At 56.7% G+C, this 19971-nt stretch carries 14 protein-coding genes and 2 pseudogenes; 5 read left to right on the top strand and 11 right to left on the bottom strand.

Features of this window, described 5'->3' with window-relative positions:
- Positions 1–51: 51 nt before the first annotated feature.
- The 4 genes from G3T14_RS20385 to G3T14_RS20400 form a co-directional block, all read right to left on the bottom strand.
- The gene (locus G3T14_RS20385) at positions 52–1155 is read right to left on the bottom strand and encodes an acyltransferase (protein ID WP_246733453.1); all 1104 of its coding nucleotides are present in this window, start codon (positions 1153–1155) and stop codon (positions 52–54) included.
- Positions 1156–2001: 846 nt separating this feature from the next.
- The gene (locus tag G3T14_RS20390; protein WP_163644372.1) at positions 2002–2241 is read right to left on the bottom strand and encodes a hypothetical protein; all 240 of its coding nucleotides are present in this window, start codon (positions 2239–2241) and stop codon (positions 2002–2004) included.
- A 431-nt stretch (positions 2242–2672) separates the two neighbouring features.
- Positions 2673–3950, bottom strand: coding sequence for an O-antigen ligase family protein (locus G3T14_RS20395; RefSeq protein ID WP_163644373.1), 1278 nt, complete (start codon positions 3948–3950; stop codon positions 2673–2675).
- Positions 3951–4028: 78 nt separating this feature from the next.
- Positions 4029–4904, bottom strand: coding sequence for a glycoside hydrolase family 16 protein (locus G3T14_RS20400; protein ID WP_163644374.1), 876 nt, complete (start codon positions 4902–4904; stop codon positions 4029–4031).
- 514 nt (positions 4905–5418) lie between these two features.
- On the opposite strand from G3T14_RS20400, the gene G3T14_RS20405 reads away from it, so the two are divergent.
- Together G3T14_RS20405 and G3T14_RS20410 are read left to right on the top strand one after the other, a co-directional pair.
- Complete coding sequence (locus G3T14_RS20405; RefSeq protein ID WP_204262969.1) at positions 5419–5790, top strand: hypothetical protein; 372 nt, start codon at positions 5419–5421, stop codon at positions 5788–5790.
- A gap of 188 nt (positions 5791–5978) precedes the next feature.
- On the top strand, positions 5979–6152 hold the full coding sequence (locus G3T14_RS20410) for a DUF3309 domain-containing protein (protein ID WP_163644376.1): 174 nt from the start codon (positions 5979–5981) through the stop codon (positions 6150–6152).
- Positions 6153–6273: 121 nt separating this feature from the next.
- Here the strand turns inward: G3T14_RS20410 and G3T14_RS20415 are convergent, their stop codons facing one another.
- The 3 genes from G3T14_RS20415 to G3T14_RS20425 all read right to left on the bottom strand — a co-directional run bounded on the left by G3T14_RS20415 (position 6274) and on the right by G3T14_RS20425 (position 11396).
- Positions 6274–6807, bottom strand: coding sequence for a hypothetical protein (locus tag G3T14_RS20415; RefSeq protein WP_163644377.1), 534 nt, complete (start codon positions 6805–6807; stop codon positions 6274–6276).
- Between the two features lies 1 nt (position 6808).
- Positions 6809–8092 carry a polysaccharide biosynthesis/export family protein gene (locus G3T14_RS20420; RefSeq protein WP_163644378.1) on the bottom strand — a complete coding sequence of 428 codons (1284 nt, stop codon included), beginning with the start codon at positions 8090–8092 and terminating at the stop codon, positions 6809–6811.
- Between the two features lie 430 nt (positions 8093–8522).
- Entirely contained in the window at positions 8523–11396 is a 2874-nt protein-coding gene (locus tag G3T14_RS20425) for a family 16 glycosylhydrolase (protein ID WP_163644379.1), read from the bottom strand.
- A 401-nt stretch (positions 11397–11797) separates the two neighbouring features.
- Between G3T14_RS20425 and G3T14_RS20430 the strand changes: the two genes are divergently transcribed.
- Together G3T14_RS20430 and G3T14_RS20435 are read left to right on the top strand one after the other, a co-directional pair.
- Positions 11798–13246, top strand: coding sequence for an oligosaccharide flippase family protein (locus G3T14_RS20430; protein WP_163644380.1), 1449 nt, complete (start codon positions 11798–11800; stop codon positions 13244–13246).
- Between the two features lie 86 nt (positions 13247–13332).
- Positions 13333–14394 carry an acyltransferase gene (locus tag G3T14_RS20435; protein ID WP_163644381.1) on the top strand — a complete coding sequence of 354 codons (1062 nt, stop codon included), beginning with the start codon at positions 13333–13335 and terminating at the stop codon, positions 14392–14394.
- A 566-nt stretch (positions 14395–14960) separates the two neighbouring features.
- Here the strand turns inward: G3T14_RS20435 and G3T14_RS20440 are convergent.
- Together G3T14_RS20440 and G3T14_RS20445 are read right to left on the bottom strand one after the other, a co-directional pair.
- The gene (locus tag G3T14_RS20440; protein ID WP_163644382.1) at positions 14961–15479 is read right to left on the bottom strand and encodes a hypothetical protein; all 519 of its coding nucleotides are present in this window, start codon (positions 15477–15479) and stop codon (positions 14961–14963) included.
- A 472-nt stretch (positions 15480–15951) separates the two neighbouring features.
- A complete protein-coding gene (locus G3T14_RS20445) occupies positions 15952–17097 on the bottom strand; it encodes a glycosyltransferase family 4 protein (RefSeq protein WP_163644383.1) in 1146 nt (381 codons plus the stop codon).
- Between the two features lie 1496 nt (positions 17098–18593).
- Here G3T14_RS20445 and G3T14_RS20450 point away from each other — a divergent pair.
- Positions 18594–19298 carry a sugar transferase gene (locus G3T14_RS20450; RefSeq protein WP_163644384.1) on the top strand — a complete coding sequence of 235 codons (705 nt, stop codon included), beginning with the start codon at positions 18594–18596 and terminating at the stop codon, positions 19296–19298.
- 185 nt (positions 19299–19483) lie between these two features.
- On the opposite strand, the pseudogene G3T14_RS20455 reads toward G3T14_RS20450, so the two are convergent.
- Together G3T14_RS20455 and G3T14_RS20460 are read right to left on the bottom strand one after the other, a co-directional pair.
- Positions 19484–19612 (bottom strand): annotated as a pseudogene (locus tag G3T14_RS20455) (IS3 family transposase); the annotation flags it as partial.
- A 242-nt stretch (positions 19613–19854) separates the two neighbouring features.
- Positions 19855–19971 (bottom strand): annotated as a pseudogene (locus G3T14_RS20460) (IS5/IS1182 family transposase); the annotation flags it as partial.

Here is a 19971-nt window from a genome sequence, read left to right on the forward strand (position 1 = left end):
GCCTTCCCGCTTCAGGTCAAACCCGCTCCACCAAATACCGGGACCAAACATCTAGCGAAAAAGAAGCGGCTCAGGTCTGGGTTTCGACCGGTTAACAAGGCGAGAGAGGGTTGCGCCGATGGGCTGCTCGAAGCCGTGGTAAGTGATTATAGCAATTGCCACACATAGCGGTACGGCGAGGACGCCGGTAAGAATTGTGACGCCAAGTTTACGGTGCAGCAGCGCTACGACAAATCCGTGTGTTAGGTAGAGTGAATAAGAAGCATCGCCGATCTTCTCGATCGGGATGAGCGCACGTTTCGGCCAGCACCCGGCCCGTTCGATCGCTAGGGCGCCGCACACGATCAGGGCGGCCGGGCCACCCCAAGCGAGTGGGCGCAAGGTCTCGCTGTAATGCCAGCCGATCTCAACGGCGACGAAAGCGGCGGCGGCGACGGCAATGAGGCTTAGCCCGCAGTACAACCCGACGGGCCGTATCAGCCCAGCTAGTGCCAAACCTGCAATGAATTCAAGAAGGGTAGACATTGTCCAGAAATGCAGAGGGGGGCTCTCGGGTGAGTAAACTACACCAAGAAATACAATCGATACTATTGCTGTAGATGCTATGAAGCGAGGTGATTTAAACCAAAGGCTTACCGCAAACAAAACGTAAAACAACATCTCGGCGTTGAGTGTCCAGCCTGGAATCAATAGCGGCCAAATATTTCCGGTCGCGTTAACATAGGGTATGAAAAGTAAAGACTTCAGTAAAGACGGAGCGTCGAAGGTAAAGCGAGCGAACAGTCCCGCAGTGGCGCCAGCGCAGAGGGCCAGCGTAGTCGCCCAATAGAGAGGCACAATCCGAATGAGTCGCTTCGCTAAAAACAAACCGGGTGAAACCTTCCTGTCAATAGTTCCCATAATGAACCCGGAAATCACAAAGAAAACATCGACGCCAGCAGCGCCGCCGACAAAGCGGTGGTCACTCAGGTGATGCCCAACTACTAGCAGAGCGGCAATTGCCCTAAGCGCTTGTATTGATCGGTACTGCATGGTGTTTCCCCTAGCTGGAACATTCATTCCTAGGCTGAGCATCACCCCCCCAACAAGTGGGAAGTCTGTAGGCCGATCTCTCCAGAGATGGGTTCGATGCTCACTGACCGCTTCATCCAGCATGTCACGGTCTGGCAGTTGCCGAATTGAACTGCCTTGGCACGACTGAGACCGCCTACTTGCGTTTCTCATATGGTCGCCGCCAAGGGTTCACCTGGAGCATCCAGAAGCCGATCCGGATGTAGGCGAACCCGTGGCGGATGAGGCGCCGAACGCCCGTTGGTGTTTCGAAGTCGTCCATTGCGCCGCCCCTTTTGCCCTAACCCGGCGGGCGCAAACTCACGGCGGCGCTTGAACGATCCATCCTCAAACAACTTACGAGTGAGGTTGCCATCAGCACGAGCACCGCCGGTGCCGAGCCCATAACCGTTGTCCGTGGCGTGGCCGACGAACTACCGATGCACTGGCAGGACCTGAGCGGCGTGGACATCAACATCACTGGGTTCGACATCAGCGGGGAATTGCGCTGGGCGGGGGGGGGCTCGGCCTCTCATCGTCAGGCTTGTCGACGCCGTCAAGGAGCGCTGGGAGTTCTCCTAGACCGCGGGCGACGTCGCCAGCCTACCTCTAATGCTCGTCCCGTTCTTCTCCGTGCTGATCGTCGACGCCCAGGGCGAGCAGCACACCTTCACTATTCCCATCAATGGAACGCCTTCGTGACAGCGGGCTCGGCCCTCGTCGTCCGGGTGCCGATCGCGGCGCAGATTCCGCGCCTCGTCCGTCGTTGCCGCGCGAGCCGCGTCTGCAACGGATCGCGCTTAACACTGGGCACTGCGCACTAAGTCTCGGCTTTACCGGTGATAAAGTGACCGTTGTATCACCGCTGTAATTTGCGATCCTACGCGCGACCGCGCTCAGCCGAAACGGTTCGGATCGTTCGATCGCGCGATGGCGGAGTATTCGGTGGCGCTACTCGCGCATATGCTGCAGTTCCAGTGCGCGCGTCTCGTGGAAACGGCCGTTCCTACGCAGCGCGCTCCAGATTATCGCGCCGCGTGTCGCGAGGTAGGCGGGCATCAGGGCGAAGTATTGCGGCAGCGCCACGCCGACCACGGCGATGCGGGGAATCGGCGCCTCGATTCTGCCGTACAGGAGAACACAAGCGAGCGCTGAGTCTGCCAGCGGGCGAAGGTCACCGGCGCTATACATTCCAGCCTCGCCCGCTCACAATGCCGTCGCCTCAGATCTTTGCGACCCCAGATCGAGAAATAGCCGCCGGCAAGCCTTTACCGCGGCAAGCCCTACCAGAGTGGCCCCGGTCGCAACCGCGTCGTGAAGGGTGAGCGCGATCCCGACGCTGGATCGGCCGCTTCCGGTCCGTCGCCGATTGCTCGCAGTCGAATGTCGCCCCTGTGCACCAGCGGCCTGATGGCGAACGCGCTCCGCGCCGGAGCAAAGAACGGCAAACGCGTCCGCACCGACGTCGTCGACACACAGCGGCATCGCGACGAAAGCGGACCGTTTTTTAAAATCGACGTGCGCTCCTTACGTCGTCCCCAGGCCTGCCAGGACTCGCCGCACTGATGGAGGGGTGCGAGGGTTTTCTGTCCGTCGTCCGTAACAGCCGCGTCACGGGCTGATCAAGGAGATTGGGTCTCACCCCCCTCGCAACGCGGGGATCGGAGGGGCCGTGAAACTGCGCGCGGATCGCCTTCGACGCCGGCGATCTCGCGATGGCGCGCCATGCGGGCGAAGGTTACACACGCGACACAAGTGAAGAAAAGCGGGCTAAAGGTTTGGAATAGGGCAACGCCCTGGAATTCTTCGATCGTCAAAAAAATAACGAAGGCGGCTTGAAAGGCTGAGATGGCGTTGGGTTGGTCCAGAACACTTTTTGCCATGTCCCGGAGAATGAAAATTTGATAAAAAACCAATAATATGACGCCGAGAACGCCAAGCTCTATAGAAAACTGATAATAGATGTTGTGGAAATGAAAGCCGCTCCTGCTGTCGATGTGAAGCATACGCCACAGAAACTCAGCCGTAGCTTTTCCCTGGACCCAAAAATCGGCAAATCCGACACCGATCAGATAGTGATCTCTCGAAAAGCGGTCGGCATAGAACCACAGGACAGTCCGTCCGGTGAGGGTCGGCTCTTTACCGACGAGCCGAAGCGCATCATCCCAGAAGAAGGAGAAAAAAATGCCCCCGACAGGGATCACGATAAATCCGACGCTGATCATCTGCTCGATGTAATCGCGTCTCTTCTGTTTTGGTAGGAGTTGAGCCAAGTTGATCGCAACCAAAATCGTCGTTGCGACGATGGTAATGAAAATGACGGCGACCGAATAGGAAGCGAAGGTGGTTAGAAAACCGATCGGTGCTGCTAGAAGAGCGACCGACTTCCACGCCCAGGAGGTTCGCGGCGTCGCGAGGATAGTAATCGAGCTGAGCACGAGAAGGCCCGCGTAGCTCGAAAGGGTATTCTTGTTGTTTGTGATGCCGACGAGATTCGACATCCCCGTCATGCCATCGAGGCCACGCCTTCCGGAAATCAAGCTCGCGATGACGATCACGCCACAGACGATGTTGATGCTCTGCACGAGATGGATCGGCCGCGCATAGCTGCAGAGGCAGATCGCGAGGAGTATCGTCAGCCCAACCTGAACCGCAGCCCGGAACGTGATGGCCGGGTCGCCGGACCAGAGTGTCGATAGGCCGAGGAGTAGAAGGATTAGCCACTGGATCACGCCAGAATTTACGGCGGTGACAAACATGATCCGGGGATTGGCCGCGACCAGGACGGCCATCACTGCAAGCGCAACTGCTAACAGCGCCGGGCCGAAGAGCTCGTTCACGAACAGCGCCGTCGTGATGAGCAAACTCAGGCAGAACGGGAAGACGTTCATGAGCTTCATGTCCACATTGCACCGTTCTTCGTCAAAGAACGTCGCCTCTCGCTGCGAATGCAAAGGCCTGTTCGCGCCACCACCACTTTATGCGGAAAGTCTCCAAACGGTTACGTGTCCCACCCGAAAATCTGCCGGCATCGGTGTGGTGCCGTCGGGTTTCCCCCCCCAGGATCCACCGACGGCAAGATTGAGGATCAAGTACATCGGAACGGTCTTCATATCCGCAGGGGTCGACGTGCGGTAGACCTCTTTCCGGTCGACATACCAGACGATCTCTTCAGCGCTCCAAGCCACTCCGTAACTGTGCCAATCCTTCGCAACATCGAATGGCAGAGATATTTTCTGGCTGCGCTCCTTCCCCTTTTCACCGCTATGGACAGAGCACCAGATCTCGTTTGCGACGCCCAAACCTTCGACGATGTCCAGTTCACCGTTGACCGGCCACTTCCCCACGATTGGCATTAGCCACCATGCCGGCCAAAGGCCTTTGCCGACAGGGAGCTTGGCACGGATTTCGAAGTAGCCGAACAATTGTGAGAAGCTGAACTTCGTAGTCAAGAATCCGCTCAGATAGGCGCGATCGAACACCACGCTCTTAAACCGAGCGGGCGTTTCGATCGCGCGAATTCGCAGCGACGCATCGGGTTCGACAATGAACGGATCGATACCAAGGGGTGCATCGCCTAGACGGCCATCCTTCACACCGCGGAAGGTCCGGTCGACGTAGAGGCTCATCTCGCTCCCGGATCGGTATTCAGCCTTCGTCGCGTCGCCTTGACCGGTGACGGTGCGCCAACGAGTTGGTTTCGGGGGACGACGCGGCATCTCGCTCGCGTCAAAAATGGCCCAGGTTTCTTCAAACGTGGGTTGTCCGAGTGTCGCAACGTCCATGATCGGAGGAAGTGGTGCGGCATCGGCGATCCCGGCCCAGATGCTGGCGGCCAGCAACAGGACGAGCAACTTTCCAAGCTCGTATGAGGAGCCGGGCTTCGTCGCAGGGACTCGGCCGCACATAGTTCCGAACCTCAAAGTAGCACTCCAGCCTTCGTGTGTCATACCGATACCAGGTAGGTCGAATTGCGTAGCCACTTCTGTGGATTCACCCACTTGTCTGCGACCGTGACGCCTCCGCATCGGCGAAGGGCGCCCGAGCGTTAGCGGTCCTTTACATCGCGGATGGCGTAGGTAACTGCAGTCTCAATATACCCCCAAACCTTTCCGGGTAGAAACACCAGCTGTGCAAGCGCAATTATGACGAAAAAGCTTGCGAGGCGTAGAATTCCCATGGGTTCATCCTCCTCTTCGCGGTCGTACCAGAGCGGATCTTCATGGGGGATCACGGAATGCCTTTACGTTTTCTCGATTATGGAATTGAGGTCGACTTACATCATGGATTCAATCAAAGGTCGACCATGGCTTTAAGGTAGCGTTAATCGTGAATAATCAATTTTTTTACGTAAAAAGTCGGAGCGCAATGTTTGTCGCACCGATGGCGCTCAGTCGAAGGCCGCTGATGGCAAGGTTCGCGGCACTCCTTCTGGCGGCATTCCTCGTCGTGCCCGGTGCCGCTTCCGGCGCGGTCAGCGACCGGCGGTCGCGTAATGCTCTCGAAGGGCGATGGGCCAGCGACGATTTCACCTTGACCATCGATGAGGATGCGATTCAGGCGAACCGCAATCCGTCCAAGCCGTTCGAGTGGGACGCTCTCCACGTCCTAAACATTACAGAGAACATGATCGTCTTCGAAGTCGGCGGCGATCGCTTCGTCGGAATGCTCGACGGCGACCGGATGATACTGAGTATGATCGGGCGCCCAGGGTTCCACACTTTGACCCGTCGGCGTTGAACGCCGATTCCGACGATGCGGTCCAAGCGGTCAATCAGGATCCTCGTCTGACCAACGACAGAGGAGGCCAGCATCGACCTCAGGTCCATCAAATATTTTAACCTCGCTGCAACGAAAACCGACCAGTGTCGCAACTTGCCTCAAACCGAGGCGCGACACTGGTCGAAGCCGAAAGGATCCGAACTAAAATGCCCGTGATCCTTCTGAGCGCTTTCATCGGCGGCGGCGGCGGTTTCTATGGCTTTCTGCCGTACGGATTTTTTTTCGCAGTCGGCGGCGCTTTGATTGGTGGAAGCATCGCGGCCCTCTTCGCAGGGGGCCTCCTAGCAGGATTGCGGCTCCGCTTGTGCAAGATCATCTAAAGAAGGCTGCTCCGCTAGCGCGGCGATCGCTTGACTGGCTTTTCCTGGCGACCTGCCGTGGCAGACCGTGCGCCGCCTTCCCATCGCCGATCTGGCTTGCGGCCGATCGGCAAATTCCCCATCAGCGCCGGATAACGAGAGTCACGATCTGAACCGGCTTGTCGTCCGAGCCCGACTCGAACTCGAGGACGGTTTGGTCCTCACCCTCGAAGTCGGTTGCGGGACGAAAGAAGATCGCCAGCACCGTGAAGGTCGCTCCCCCACAGGTCGTACTGGTTTCGGGGATTTGAGTCTGTCCGGTCCCAACGATGATCGTGCCATGGATCGGCGGCTTTACGATCCGAACCGGTGGCGTCCGTTCAGGCCGACAGTCGGGTCTGACACTGCCGAACAAGCCGATGCGCAAGTCTTGCCCGACTTTTCCTTCGACGATCCGGCTCGCCTCCTTGGCGTGCAGTCCGGCGGGAATCGCGATCGCAAGCGTCAGAATGCTTCCCAGTCGCAGCATGATCGATGGTCTGATTTTTCGGAAATGAGCGCGGCGACGCGCCCCGGCGCAGGCGGATAGGAATCGTTCATGGCGACCGACGTCCCGCCCGCTGCCGGCCGGTGACTGCGGGTCATCGCGCGGGATGAGCGAGGCATGACGGGTCATGTCAGTAGACCCGTGTCGCAGCCACTGCGCTGGCATTGCCAGTCAACCCGGACAGGGCGCTGGTGAACCGTTGCAGGCCTGCGGCAGGTGCCTCCGAAACGAAGATGATGTCGCGGTTCCGCATCGCGAAGTCGTTCGCCAGGAAAAGCGCGTCGGGTCGGCTCAGATCGCAATTGTAGATCGTCGGAATCCACTCACCGGGGTACCCACCGAGGTCGACATTGAGAGCTTCCAGAGTCTTGCGGGACTCCATGCGGTACAGGAAGACCCCCCGGGGATCGGCGCGGGACGGATCGAGTCCGCCAGATTTCGCCGCGGCTTCCGCTAGGCTCATGGTGTCGTTCTCAAAGCTGAAACGACGATTGTTCGTGCCCCCGATGGAGCCCGGAGCGGGGGTGGCGCCGAGGGTAAGGTAGTATCGCGGCTCCTTCGACAAAAACACCGTATCGCCCGGCGCGAGATAGGGATTCTGGTCCGGAGCCTTCACGACGGCGCTGAGCATCGCCTGGGTGTTGCGGTTCCCGCGCTTCAGGTTGACGATGGTCTCATAGGGAGCGCTCCGCGGGCCGCCGCTGCGGGCAATCGCATCGAGCAGGCGAAGTCCGCCCGGATCGACATTGACCCGTGTCGGCAGGTTGACGTCGCCGAGTACACTCACGATGCCCGACCGGCGATCCGCAATGGAAACGACAACCTGTGGCTCGACGGCACGCTGATTCAGGCGTGCCGCGATGTCTTTAGACATTTGCTGCGGCGTGCGTCCGGCGGCCTGGATACGGCCCGCATACGGCACGATGACAGTCCCACTGCTTTCCACTTGCTGCGGCGGGATCGCGACGAAATTGCCGCCGCGCGATGTTCCACCTTCAGGAGCAATGAACAGGCCGCCAGCAGAGGCTTCGAAAATGGTAATGTTGATGATGTCGCCGACCCCGATCGCGGCCTCGCGCGCGGTCGCTCCGTTGAGTATCCGGGGGAAACGCGGCCCCAGGGCCTCTGTATTGGCATTGGCAGACCGCAGAACGGCGGGATTCAGATCAAGGACGACGAAGCCGACTGGAGGGCTCGGCTCCGTCGCCTGCGCGGCATCGGCACGCACCTCACCGCGATTTGGCCCATCGCTTGAAATGAAGGTGCAGCCCGATAGGATCGCCAAAATAAGGACGGACAGGACGCCGAGATACGATTGCTGCCATCTCCGCCGACCGAGGTCGATCCGAGAGTTTTCGACATCTGAAGCCGGCGACGCGCGGCGTTTTGAATGATTATTGTAACTGCGTCGCAACTACTGCCTCCCAGGCATGGCCTGAAGCCGGACTGATCTGGTTCGTCACGTCACAACTACGGGCGCTCAACTCAGATGTCTCCTGGCTTCGAAATTTTCTCTGAATTGAACTGTGAACTGGTGTCGAGACGACACAGTCGACGGTTTGTCACGGCCAGATCGTCGTTCATTGAGGCGGCGAGAACGCTCGATCATCCAGTCGGGCGGACAGAATCTCCATCGCGGAAGTAGAGCCGGATTGCCGATCGGAAATGGGCCGATGCAGGATCCGAAACCGTACCCCGACGGGGATGCCCCTGGCGTGGGTGGCGCCGTCACGTTACGTTAGAAGGGCGCTGTTCGATCGCGGCGCCCCTGTCCCGGTTTTGGTCAGCCCCCCGTAGGGGGGGCCTTCATCAGGCCAATCTGGCCGCCCTTCCGCGACGCGCGCCTAATGAAACCAGAAGTTGTCGTGGCTCAACGCGGCCTGGGAAACGCCCTGCAGCGTAATTGTGTCGGTGGCCGTCAGATGGATGACTGTGTCGTGACCGACGGTGGTGAAGGAAAGCTGGGCGATCGTCGCCGCGACGCTGTCGTCGATCTCGATGACGTCGTGGCCGACGCCACTGCCACTGTGGAACCCGACAATGGTGTCCATTCCGGAATGCTTCTGAAACACGAACGTATCGCTTCCGAGGCCCTTCAACGTATCCGGTGAATTGGCGTTCGATTCCAGCGACAGGCCGGCTTTGAAGCCGGCGACGCTGTGCGACCCATCTTTGTTGGTCAGGTCGGTGATCGTCGTCTTGCCAGAAGCATCCAGCGTGTCGTGCTTCGCGACGTAGCTTTTGCCTTCTATGTTATAAACCGAGTTCTCACTGGTTTGATCGCTGTGCCGCACGGTTTCGCGGGTCAGCGCTCCGTTGGTGTAAGTCTTCAAGCTGGCAATGTCGGCCGATCCCGCCGTGTAGGATGTGTATTCGGACGTGAGGAGCGTACCGACGTACTTTTTCTCGACACTTTCCGTCGGCGATGTGACAGTCTGAGCGGTGATCGCTCCGGATGCATCGTAGGAACTGGTGGTCTTGACGTTCGTCTGCTTGTTCAGCGTGTACTCCCAAGCCTTCGAGCCGTCGCCGTGGCTGCGGATCGTCGAGATTAGGGTCCCGGTGGCATCGTAACTGTCGTGCTCCGCGGTGTAGGTCTGCCCGACGATGTTGCTGAGCTGCACGTCCTTGGTCTTGTCGGCGTGCAACAGCGTTTCGCTGGTCACGAAACCATTGGTATAGACAAGCGTCGCATTCGATCCGTCGGCAGAACTCTCAACTGAGCGAACAACTTTGCCGTTCAGCAGATCCGACGTAATCTTCGAGGTTAGTTTTCCTGCGCCGTCATAGTTGGCGACGCTTTTGCTCATGGTCGTCGCGTTTGTTACAGCGAAGCTGTAGCCATCCCGGATCGCCGCCAGGGCATCCTTGCTTCCAGAGATCAGGTTCGTCATCGCCGCCACGGAGGCGACCGGGATTACGTGGCTGTCGATGAGATAGATCGCCGCTACTTTTCCGGACGCCTGGAGCGTCGGCAATTGGGTGGCAATGTTGGCGGCCGTCTCGACCACCACCACCACGTCGGCGCTCACGTTGGTTGAGCCGACCTTCGCGGACAGGACATGGTTACCGGCTGCGAGATCTTTCAGCGACAGGGAGAATGCGCCCGACTTGTAGTCGGCTCCGGCCGTGGCGAGAAGCGTCGCGCCGTCATAGATCGTCACAGAGGCCCCGGCCGCTGCCGTTCCGGTGAGTGAAGCCGTGGCTACCGCTCCGGTGCCCTTGGTGAGGGACGCAACGCCGAGCGTCGGGGCGACGACCGGGGGGGCAGAGACCGGTGCGGTCACTGCGTCCATCTTGGGTGGGGTCGGCACTACGACGGCATTCGGCTTCGCCGCATAGGCATGCACATAGTCGATCAGCATATGGCCTTCGTTGGGGGTGCTGGCGTCGGTGGCGCCCGGCCAGGAGCCCTTATCGCCGACTGCGAGATTCAGCAGCATGTACATCGGCTTCTTCATGTCGCTTGGGGTCGCCACTTTGGCGACAGCATTGTTGTCGATGTAATAAGTGATCGTGTCGGCTTGCCAATTGACGCCGTAGGTGTGGAAGCCTTTGGAGGTATCAATACCGGTCACGATCTGGGTGTTGGTGACGTTGGGGCCGCCGATTTTCGAGTGAGTGCTCGCATAGACGGTGCCTGGGTCGTTCCCGAGGACCTCGAAGACGTCGAGTTCGGGCGGCCAGGAGAGATCTGCGGGCAGCAGCCAGAATGCGGGCCAGAAGCCCTGTCCGGCCGGAAGCTCGGCCCGGACCTCGAAGTATCCGTATAGCTGCGAAAACGACTTGTAGGTGGTGATGAGACCCGAGGTCCAATCCAGCCCCGAACCGGCGGGGGTCTCTATACCCGGTGTTGCATGGGCGGCGGTAATGTCGAGCACCCCGTCCTTGATGCTGAACGGGTTCACGCCAACCGAGCTGTCCGAGTAATACTGATCCTCATGATTGGTCGGCAGCGTGCGCGCGCCGGTTCCGTTGGTCGGGAACTTGGTCATCCACGTGGTGGACTTGCCGGTTGCGGAACCTGAGAACGAATTGAAGTCGTCCGAGAAGGTCAGGGCGAATTTCGAGAGATCCAACGGCAGGGCGAAGTTCGCTGCGGTGAAGTCGGCAACTTTATGGTCGCGAAGGGTAAGCGTCTCTCCGCCTTCGAGCTTGATTACCGTGTCCGCACCCACCTGCGTCATCGCAGACTGGACTTTGGCAAAGCTGTTCAATGTTAAATAGTTATTGAGCTGAACTTTATCGTTCGCCGTGTTGAAATTTAAGATAACGTCCGACCCGTCACCCTGGACGGCGACAAACGTGTCCCTGCCGACGCCACCGATGAGGACATCGTTCCCGGCTCCGCCATTCAGGGTCTGGTTGCCGGTACCGGTGCTCCTGATGATGTTGTCGAGGCTGTTGCCCAGGCCGCTCGAATTAACGCCGGCCAAAGTCAGATTTTCGACGAAGTCTGGCAGGACATAATAGTTCGCGGTCGAGACGATGGTGTCCGTGCCCTGATTATTTTTTTCGACGACCAAGTCCTTCTGGGTATAAACGAAGTAGGTGTCGTCCCCCAATCCGCCGCTGAGCGTGCTGCTTCCGCCGGTCCGCAGGCCGTCATTCCCGGTGGTTCCCAAGAGGATGGACTTGGCGTTGGCGAGAAATCCCTTGGTGTATGACTCGGTTTCCGAGAGTACGTGCCCCGTTGCGTTGAGATAGGTCGTCGACATCGTTCTCATCCCCAGTTGATGAGGCGATGTGATCTTGGCCATTGAAACTATCGGTTCGCCGGATCGATAAAATTGTTTGTATCTCGGCGGTTGTCGGCTCTGATGGCCGGCTGAGCACAGGAGCGTGACGATTCAAAAATTCAGAAAACTAGCGAATGGGTAAGGCGATGATGATCGACCGCTTCGCTACGCCTTCGTAGAGGGGGGTGGGCGACCCAACGTCTTTCACGACGCGAACTCGCGAAATCGGATTTCTGATGCGGATCGCTCTTCAGCTTCGGGCTTTACAGACGTGCCAACGCAACGCCACGGCCGGACGCAATCGAGCGGCGGCTCGCACGATTCGGGTGCGCGCTAAAGAATCTACAGCGCCCTGACTCGCGGGGCGAAGGGAACTGGACATGCTCGGCCCCTTGATCTGGTCCCTTCTGAACGCGGCCGCGACCGTGCTGATTCCGTTCGTGCTGTTCATCGTGTTCGCCCGAACCGGTGACGCTTGGCAGGTGGGCTCGGTCGGGATCGCCGTCTCCATCGTCGAGATCCTCAAGACGATCTGTCCGCTCGGCTTGTACGAAATCCTCCTGCGGCGCGAGACGACCCCGGATGAGGAGCGTGCGTCGCTCGGGCTGTTGCTCGTCAGCGGATCGGTGGCGACAATAGCTTACATGGCCGTGATCGTCCTGATTGGCCAGTATATGACCGGATTCGACGCGATCGTGCCGATCCTTCTCCTGCTTGCGCCGAAGCTCCTGTTCGATGTGGCGTCGATCCAGCCGCAGGCGGCCCTGGCGCGCCAGCTTACCTTCCGCCGGCTCGCCATGCGGACGGTCATCGCCAACGTCATAGCGGCGGCGGTTGGATCCGGGCTGGCCTTCCTTGACCACGCGCTGGGTGGCTTGATCCTGTACTATCTGCTTCAGTCGGCACTGAGCTTCCTGCTGATCGTTCGCGGGCAGAATGCATTGGTGCGACCAAGCATCGGAATTACGCCGCTGAAAATACTGTTTCGACAAGCAGGCTATTCATCCGCAGTCCGGCTCTTGGCGGCAATCAATAATTATGCCGACACGCTTGTCGTATCCATTTTCGTATCGACGTCGCTGGTCGGAACCTACAATCTCTCAAAGCGTCTCGAGACCGTGCTGATGAGCACCTCATCCTCATTCTCCGCGATCATGTATCAGCCGCTCTTCGCGAGCCGGGCCGTCGCCGAGCGCGGCCGCATCGTGGAGAATGCCGTTCGGATCACTAGTCTGCTTTTCGGTGTACCCGTGATCGCCTTTGTGTCGTTCCAACGGGACTGGATCGGCTGGATTTTCGGAAGCCGCTGGCTCGATGCCGCACCGATCTGTGCATTGCTCGCGCTGTCCGGTTTGGCACGCATATACGGCAGCATTCACGGCTCCCTGCTGTCCGTCAGCAGCCGTAACGGCACGTTGTTGATTTATGTTTTGTGCTCGACAGTTGTCGGCCTTGGCGCAGTGGTTATGTATTCCAGCAGTGGACTAATTTGGGTCGCAGCGGCCATCGCTTTAAAAAGCTGGATGTTCTGCCTTGTGTCCGCCTATCTTACACGCCGAGAGACAGAGGCTATGGCGACACTCTATTTTCGCCATGTGCTCGTCCCGTTACTCTGGTTTGCCCTGATCGGCATCGGTGCGAAACAGGCTGTCGCAGCTTGGAGCCCCGCCGGCCTCGCAGGTATCCCGCCTTCCGTGTTGGCGATCATGCTGAGCGCGGCCGCGACTTTGGCTTCGATCCTGGTGATCTACCGACGCGACCTTGGGCGGATCATCATGGCCGTGCGCATGAAGATTGCCCGGGAGACGCCTGCACCGGGAGTTGTCTGAGCCAAAGACGATTCACATTCGCATACAGATTTTTAATTGAAATAAAATAGGCATTATACAATTTGTATTTCCCGGGAGGAGTTATTTTGATTATCGTAAATATACAAGCCCTAAGAGCCATTGCAGCTTTGCTGGTAATCATAGTGCATTGTGAGGTCGCGCTAAAACCACTTGGTGAGTTCCACTATATTACAGTCGCTGCGAGCTCTGGGGTAGATCTGTTTTTTGTCATTAGCGGTTTCATCATGGTTCATACGACGAACGGGAAGACGCTTACGCCGGTTGACTTTATTTCTAATCGTTTCGCGCGCGTCGCCCCGCTCTATTGGTTGCTGACACTAATCGTCTTCGTACTGGCGCTCGTCAAACCTCAGCTGCTTGGAGCCACGAAAGCAAATTTTGAATATTTGGCTAAATCGCTTTCTTTCATTCCCTACCTAAGGGACGATCAACGTGTCGCACCGATACTTTTCCTCGGCTGGACATTGAATTATGAGATTATGTTCTACGTTATTTTTTCCATATGTTTGTATATAGAGAAATGGGAAACAAGAATATCAGTTGCGTGCGCCGCGCTCGTGGCAGTAGTTGCTGCTGGCTATTTTTTTGACCCAATCAACATTCCAGCGCGTTTCTTCACGCGTCCGATCATTCTTGAGTTTGGCCTTGGCATGGTCATCGCGCGGTTTTATCACTGCTTGCCCAACAACCCATTGGCAGCAATGATTTCTATAGCCGTCGCAATAGTCGCTCTGCCGCTTATGCTTTTCATGGCGACGTGGTCGCTGGCGGATTTGCCCCTCGCTGGTCTCCCTGCTGCAGCCTTGGTCGCTGCGGCGCTGACGATGGACCGCTGCGGTGTTTCACTCACATGGCGACCGCTAATCTTGCTAGGCAACGCCAGTTATTCTCTCTATCTCATTCACCCATTCGTGGCGCAGTCTATAATAAAATTATCCAACATCTATTATTCAGTATCTATCACGAATAGTATTGTGATAATTTTTATAGTTTACGGGATATCAATCATCACGGCTGTGGTGGTATCCCGATTTATAGAGGTTCCGATGACCCGTATGATAAAGCGTCTATTGGGAATCAGGCGGACAAGCAAAGCAGACAATAAATTCAAATATTTTCCTAAGTGATGATTCGCTAGTGCGAACAGAATGCACACTGCTCGCGTGTCTCGCTTCCGCAGTTGTCTGTGGTAAGGCGCCCTTGCTCTCAAGGTAAGCTGGCTGGCCCATAGAGCGCGATCATCTTGGGCGAGATATTACGACCATTCCGGGACTTGGAGGCGTTGCGGCTCCAGAATCGGGATGGATAGCTGCGACGACATCCGCCGCCGAAACCTTCGGCGCCTATTCGAACGACGCAGCTATCCCTCGAGGTGCTGACAAGGTCGTCATTTCAACACGGCACTCGCACAAATTCTGTTGCGGCTCCGATGGAGAGACTTACGTGAAGCGAAAAAGCGGGGCTTACAGCACCCAAAGCAGTCCTACTGTATCGCAACTCACGACAGTAAATTGGTCGCCAGTCTTGTAGCCTTGATCAAGCTTGCAGTCATTGCCCTGCCTGCGCGATAGCCAAATCCTAATCAAGAACAAAAGGCTATCTGAGAATATCGAAAAAATAGTGATGGCGGCGCAAGCGCCGCCATCTTAAAACTTCAAAAAGACGAAATTCGATAATTCGTCAGAACATCAGCTTAAGAGATGATATGCTCACTCACCGGAGTTGAAGCATAGAAGTTAAAGTCCCCTGCGCCAAGGGCCTTTCCGTTGAGCGAGTTTACCATGAAGTTATAGTATTCGCCAGTGTGGGTATCGAAGATCGAGTAATGATACAACTTCGCGATCTCTGAAGTACCAGATGCACTCGCCTCGCCGACTGTTTCAATCTTCGAACCGACGCCAAAGCCGCTCAGATTGATGAAGTCATGCTCACCGACATTTCCTGAGGATGCCGAGTCGCCGTTCGCGCCATGGAAATCGGTGATGTAAGTTGCGAGCTTCGAGAAGTCGCGGGAAGCCTCCGCAGTGTTCTGCCCGAACTTCGCCGCCAGCACGAACGTGTCGTTGCCGGCGCCACCATAATACTGATTGAATTCGGCGTGTCCCTGAAGCTGATTGTTGCCGCTGTCGCCGGCCATCTTATCGACAAGGCCTCCATCGCCCTGGATTTTTCCGTACTGGGGAAGCTTCACCACACCATCAACAGTTGCCATGTCAGATTCTCCTAAGAAAACAGTGTTGATATCGATTTCACTCGATATCGAGCGCAATTAACCAGAACTCTTGGAACAGAAACTCTGCAAGGCTTCACTCTATGAATAGAGTATCCTTAACCGTTGATTAATCGTCGACGAGCACCAAGTCAATCGGGGTCGTGGTGATCTCAGTAGCTCGCGCCGTGTATCTTGTCGCAGATGCTAATCTGCATCAGCTTTGGCGATCGGAGTTGTATATTTTTTCAGAAAACAAAATCTTGGCCGCCGGATGCTTCCGATTATTATCGAGCAGCATCGAAACTCCAGCGATCTACGGAGCCGTCGTCGGGATAAAAAAATAACGGGCCGTCGCTCGGAACTGATCGCGACGCGTCCGGATTGGTGCATCGACACGCGCTGCAGCGATCGCCGCGCGTCAATCTCTCGAGTCGCGGACGACCGGCTCGACCTCAATGGACCGGACCGGATGTTATCCGTGACTGGTGGCGCGGACGGCGCACTTCATCAGCCGATCGTTTAGCGCGCGACACTCTTCTGCAGTGCAGACCCAGGCGCTTCGGTCGATGCCCGCGATGCCGGCCGCAAGGTCATCGATCTTCGTGCTGTCGAGCTCAAGAAAGCAGCGGACGAGATCATCGATCAGATTATCATTGAGGCGGATACCCGCATCGTGCCGTGCGAGCCACTGGCCGGTTGCGGTGGATTGCCTGGCTATCGGGATCGTACCCGTCCAACCGCTCTCATAAAGTCGGTTAGGCAGAAGCCATTCCGAGTTCAGTCCTTCTTCGAATAAGTCGATCACCCAGGCAAAATCGACTTCGGCGTAGATCGCCGTCAGGTCGTCCGGATTGCGATACGGCCCGTGGAAACAAATGAACGGTTCCCGCTCAACCATGACGTCGAAATCCGGGAATTCCGAATAGGCTGGTCGTCCTCGGATCACGACGTTCAAGCGGCCGTTTAAGCGGCGAGTCACTTCGGAAAGGATTCTGAAGCTTTTGAGGCATCGAATGGCTCCAAACCATCCAATTCGCCACGGGCCGCATCCACTCGGAGTGGTCATCGCGGGCGCAGACGCCGCAGAGCCGTCGAGGAAGACTTTATTTTCGACAAGGATCACCGGCAGATCGACTTTCGACCGGCTTGAGAAATATTCGTCGACGAAGGCCGGCGAGCTCGTGACGAGCGCCGACGCCTTTCTCGCCAGGTATCCTTCGATTGTTCGGAGGCCAAAACCCACCGGTCGCTCCGAGAGCATGAGCCGATGGATGTCGAGGCATTCATAGACGAGTGGAACCGATGATCGGCTGCCGCGAGCACTCCTCGCAATCGCAAGCATCTCCAGATTGCGCGCGACGATGACGTCCGCTCCGGCGACGCAAGAAGCCAGCCATCGTCCGCGCAGCATCTGACCAAGCGTCATCATCAGGCGGGAAATCAAACGGGCATCGGCTGTCTCGCCGAGGGGAAAGGGAACGATGCCATCGATCTGCTCTGGCGCCGATCCGCGATAGAAGCCCGTAAGCAGAACCTTCGCTCCGCCCGCCCTGAACATTCGTATACGCCGCTCGACCGCCGGATCCGTTAGATCGTGGACAAAGTAAGCTATCTTCATACGCCTTCCCTTACGCCTCCGGCATCCTTTCGATCAGGCGTTCGCCGAGCGATGCAATCTTGAAAAGTATGCTCTGCGCCGTTTGGCAGCTGATCGTTGAAAAGGGCTGTGTGCGGTCTACACAATTGACTGCTCGATGTTGATGAATCGACCGAGGCAAGGATAGGCAATAGTCTAAATCAATTCTCAAAAAAAGCATTGGTCCTGTCGAGCCCTCTCGTTTGTTAGGTCGCTGTCGGGTCGCCCGATCGTCGAGACATTTTCCTGGTCCTGAATAACCTGCGGACGTGCGCCTTGTGCTTGCGTCTCGGCCGAAGGTGACTCTACGTTTTCTCAAGCGGTCGCATACTCGTACACGGCCCGGCCGCGAGAACTGACCCACGCGGGGGCGGCAACCCCCGATCTGCGACCCCTGGGCCGACAGCTATCCTCACACGAAGCGCCGGTTGGCGAAGGGGAACGTTGACCGATTGGCCGACGATTTATGAGTCGTGTTCCGTACGGCCGCGATACCCCGGATAATGCCGCGACGAGCTGTTCATCGGCCGCTGCGCCCCGAAAGTTGAAGCATTCGGAATGCAATATTCCAATCTATGAACCTTATCGGCCTAAGTGGTGCGAAGGAACTAAAGAATGCATCGCGCAACCATCTTCCTGCGGAGCCATGTTCGGTTCCGCCAACGATGCCGGCTCGATCTGCTCCTTGGTACCGTCGCAGGAGAAGTGCCGCTCTGGCAGGTGCGAGGTCCCTCGACGAAGGACGCAGCGAAGCATCAAGGCGACATCACCTCTCTAAGACTTTCTGTCAGCGATAGCATCTAAAGAATTGGCAGCGGACAACCGTTCGCCAAATTGTATCATTGGTCCGACTGTCCTAGCGCATCCAGCTATCGAGGAGCGGATCCCTTCAGTCCGTCACCTCAGCCGCATTCCAGGGCCACGACGCGCCAATGATGCGCCGCACCAGACTCTTCGATTTTGCTGCACTGCGAAGCCAAAATCCACGCCTCTCAATCGGATTACGCCTGACCGAGACGGCCGATAATCAGCTTCGCGGGCCAAAGAGTGGTGAGGGGTGGAGGCGACTTCGGTAAGAGAGCTGACCTTATGGGATGCCTCGGCACAAGCCTTCTCCCTGCGAGCTTTCGAAACCAACCCGCCGAGTTTGTCCGTATGAATTCGGACGCTCCCACGAGACGCACAACCGGCATGTCTCAATCACCGGACTTCTCGACTTCGACCATCGGGCGCCAACTAGTTGTGGAACCGATGCGCAGTTGTCTCTCGTGAGTGTAGCCGCATTCAAGCCGACTGACGCGTGGAGGCCGACCATAAGATCAATAACGTTTTTTATTTACATTGCTTCTAAGTATTTATCTCATACTAGAAAGCAAAAAATCGGATGGTTAACTATCCGTTAAACCGTCTTGACTTGATCGATACGATCGGTGAAACAGCAAAAATTCATAGTGTTGTTTTCGATATCGAGGGTGCAAATGAGCGGAATCGTTCGAAGCGGCGATATATTTTTTCAAAAGTTTATCAGAGAGGGCTCGATCCCAATTCGGTCGGAGCGGAAGCCGATCCGCTTGGGGATTGCAGGAAAGCGGACCCTCGATGTTTCGGTAGCAGCTTTGGCTCTATTTCTCGTTCTTCCATTGCTGGTGATCCTGTGTACAGCGGTGTGGATGAGTGATGGTCGGTCTCCGATCTTTAGACATCGTCGGATCGGTCGGAATGGGACCGCATTCTCTTGCTTGAAGATTCGCTCGATGGTGAATAATTCAGAAGCGGTGCTTCAGCGTTATCTTGATACCCATCCGGAAGCTCGGGAGGAGTGGTCCCGCAATCACAAATTAGTGGCTGATCCGCGTGTGACCCGTCTGGGACGCTTTTTGCGGAAGAGCAGCCTCGACGAGTTGCCACAGCTCTTCAACGTTCTTCGCGGAGAGATGAGCCTAGTCGGGCCCCGGCCGATCGTAGAGGCTGAGATTTCACGATACGGCGAGTCGTTCTCCGACTGCTTTTCTGTACCGCCGGGTATTACCGGTCTCTGGCAGGTCAGTGGTCGTAGCGAATGTTCCTATGGTGACCGCGTCTTGCTGGATCTGCAATATGCTCAAGGGTGGCATCTGGGCCGTGATCTTCAAATTATCTTCATGACGGTGCCTGCGGTTATTCGACAGAAGGGAAGTTACTAAAGCATTAATTTAAGTAAACTGTCCGAGTGCTACTTATAGTGTAATTAAATCCAAAAATGGTATTATCCTCGAATTAGGTGTTTTGAGACAATAATTCGAGATGTTTATGTGTAGCCGTTATTTGCATTGGGGTTGGGATATTAGCCGGTTAGTGATCGTTTTCGAACGATGCGACGCTGAGAAAGGATCTGGTTGGGGTGGATATCGAAGTGCCAGGCCAGTTCGGCCAGGGTCCTTTCGCCCCGCTTGGCGGCCAGAGCCACCTTCGCCTTGAAGGCTGAGAGGTGGTTCCGGCACAGTCGCTTGCTCGACATCGCTCCTGATCCGCAGCTGTCCACCATCAGGCAGAAATTCCGCTCAGCTCGATGTGAAGATTCCCGGAACCACCTCTCAGCACGCGAATTTATATTGGATTAGAGTTATTTCAGCCAATTGTAATAATGCTCACGAATAAATAAGTTGAGTAAGTCGCCTTCATGATATTTCGGTGCTCAAATTTAGATTTAAGAAACTTAAGTATAACTACTTTAAAGCTGAATCTAGGGTCTGGACTTGATCAGCTCCAGAAGGCGATTGCGACGGCTGAGGCATAGTTGCGAGCGAGTTTGTCGTTGCGCATCGCGATGCGGCGGAAGTCCTTTAGGCGGCAGAAGGTAGCCTCGATGCGCCAGCG

Origin of the sequence: Methylobacterium sp. BTF04 (genome assembly GCF_010692745.1) — a bacterium.
Lineage (GTDB): Bacteria > Pseudomonadota > Alphaproteobacteria > Rhizobiales > Beijerinckiaceae > Methylobacterium.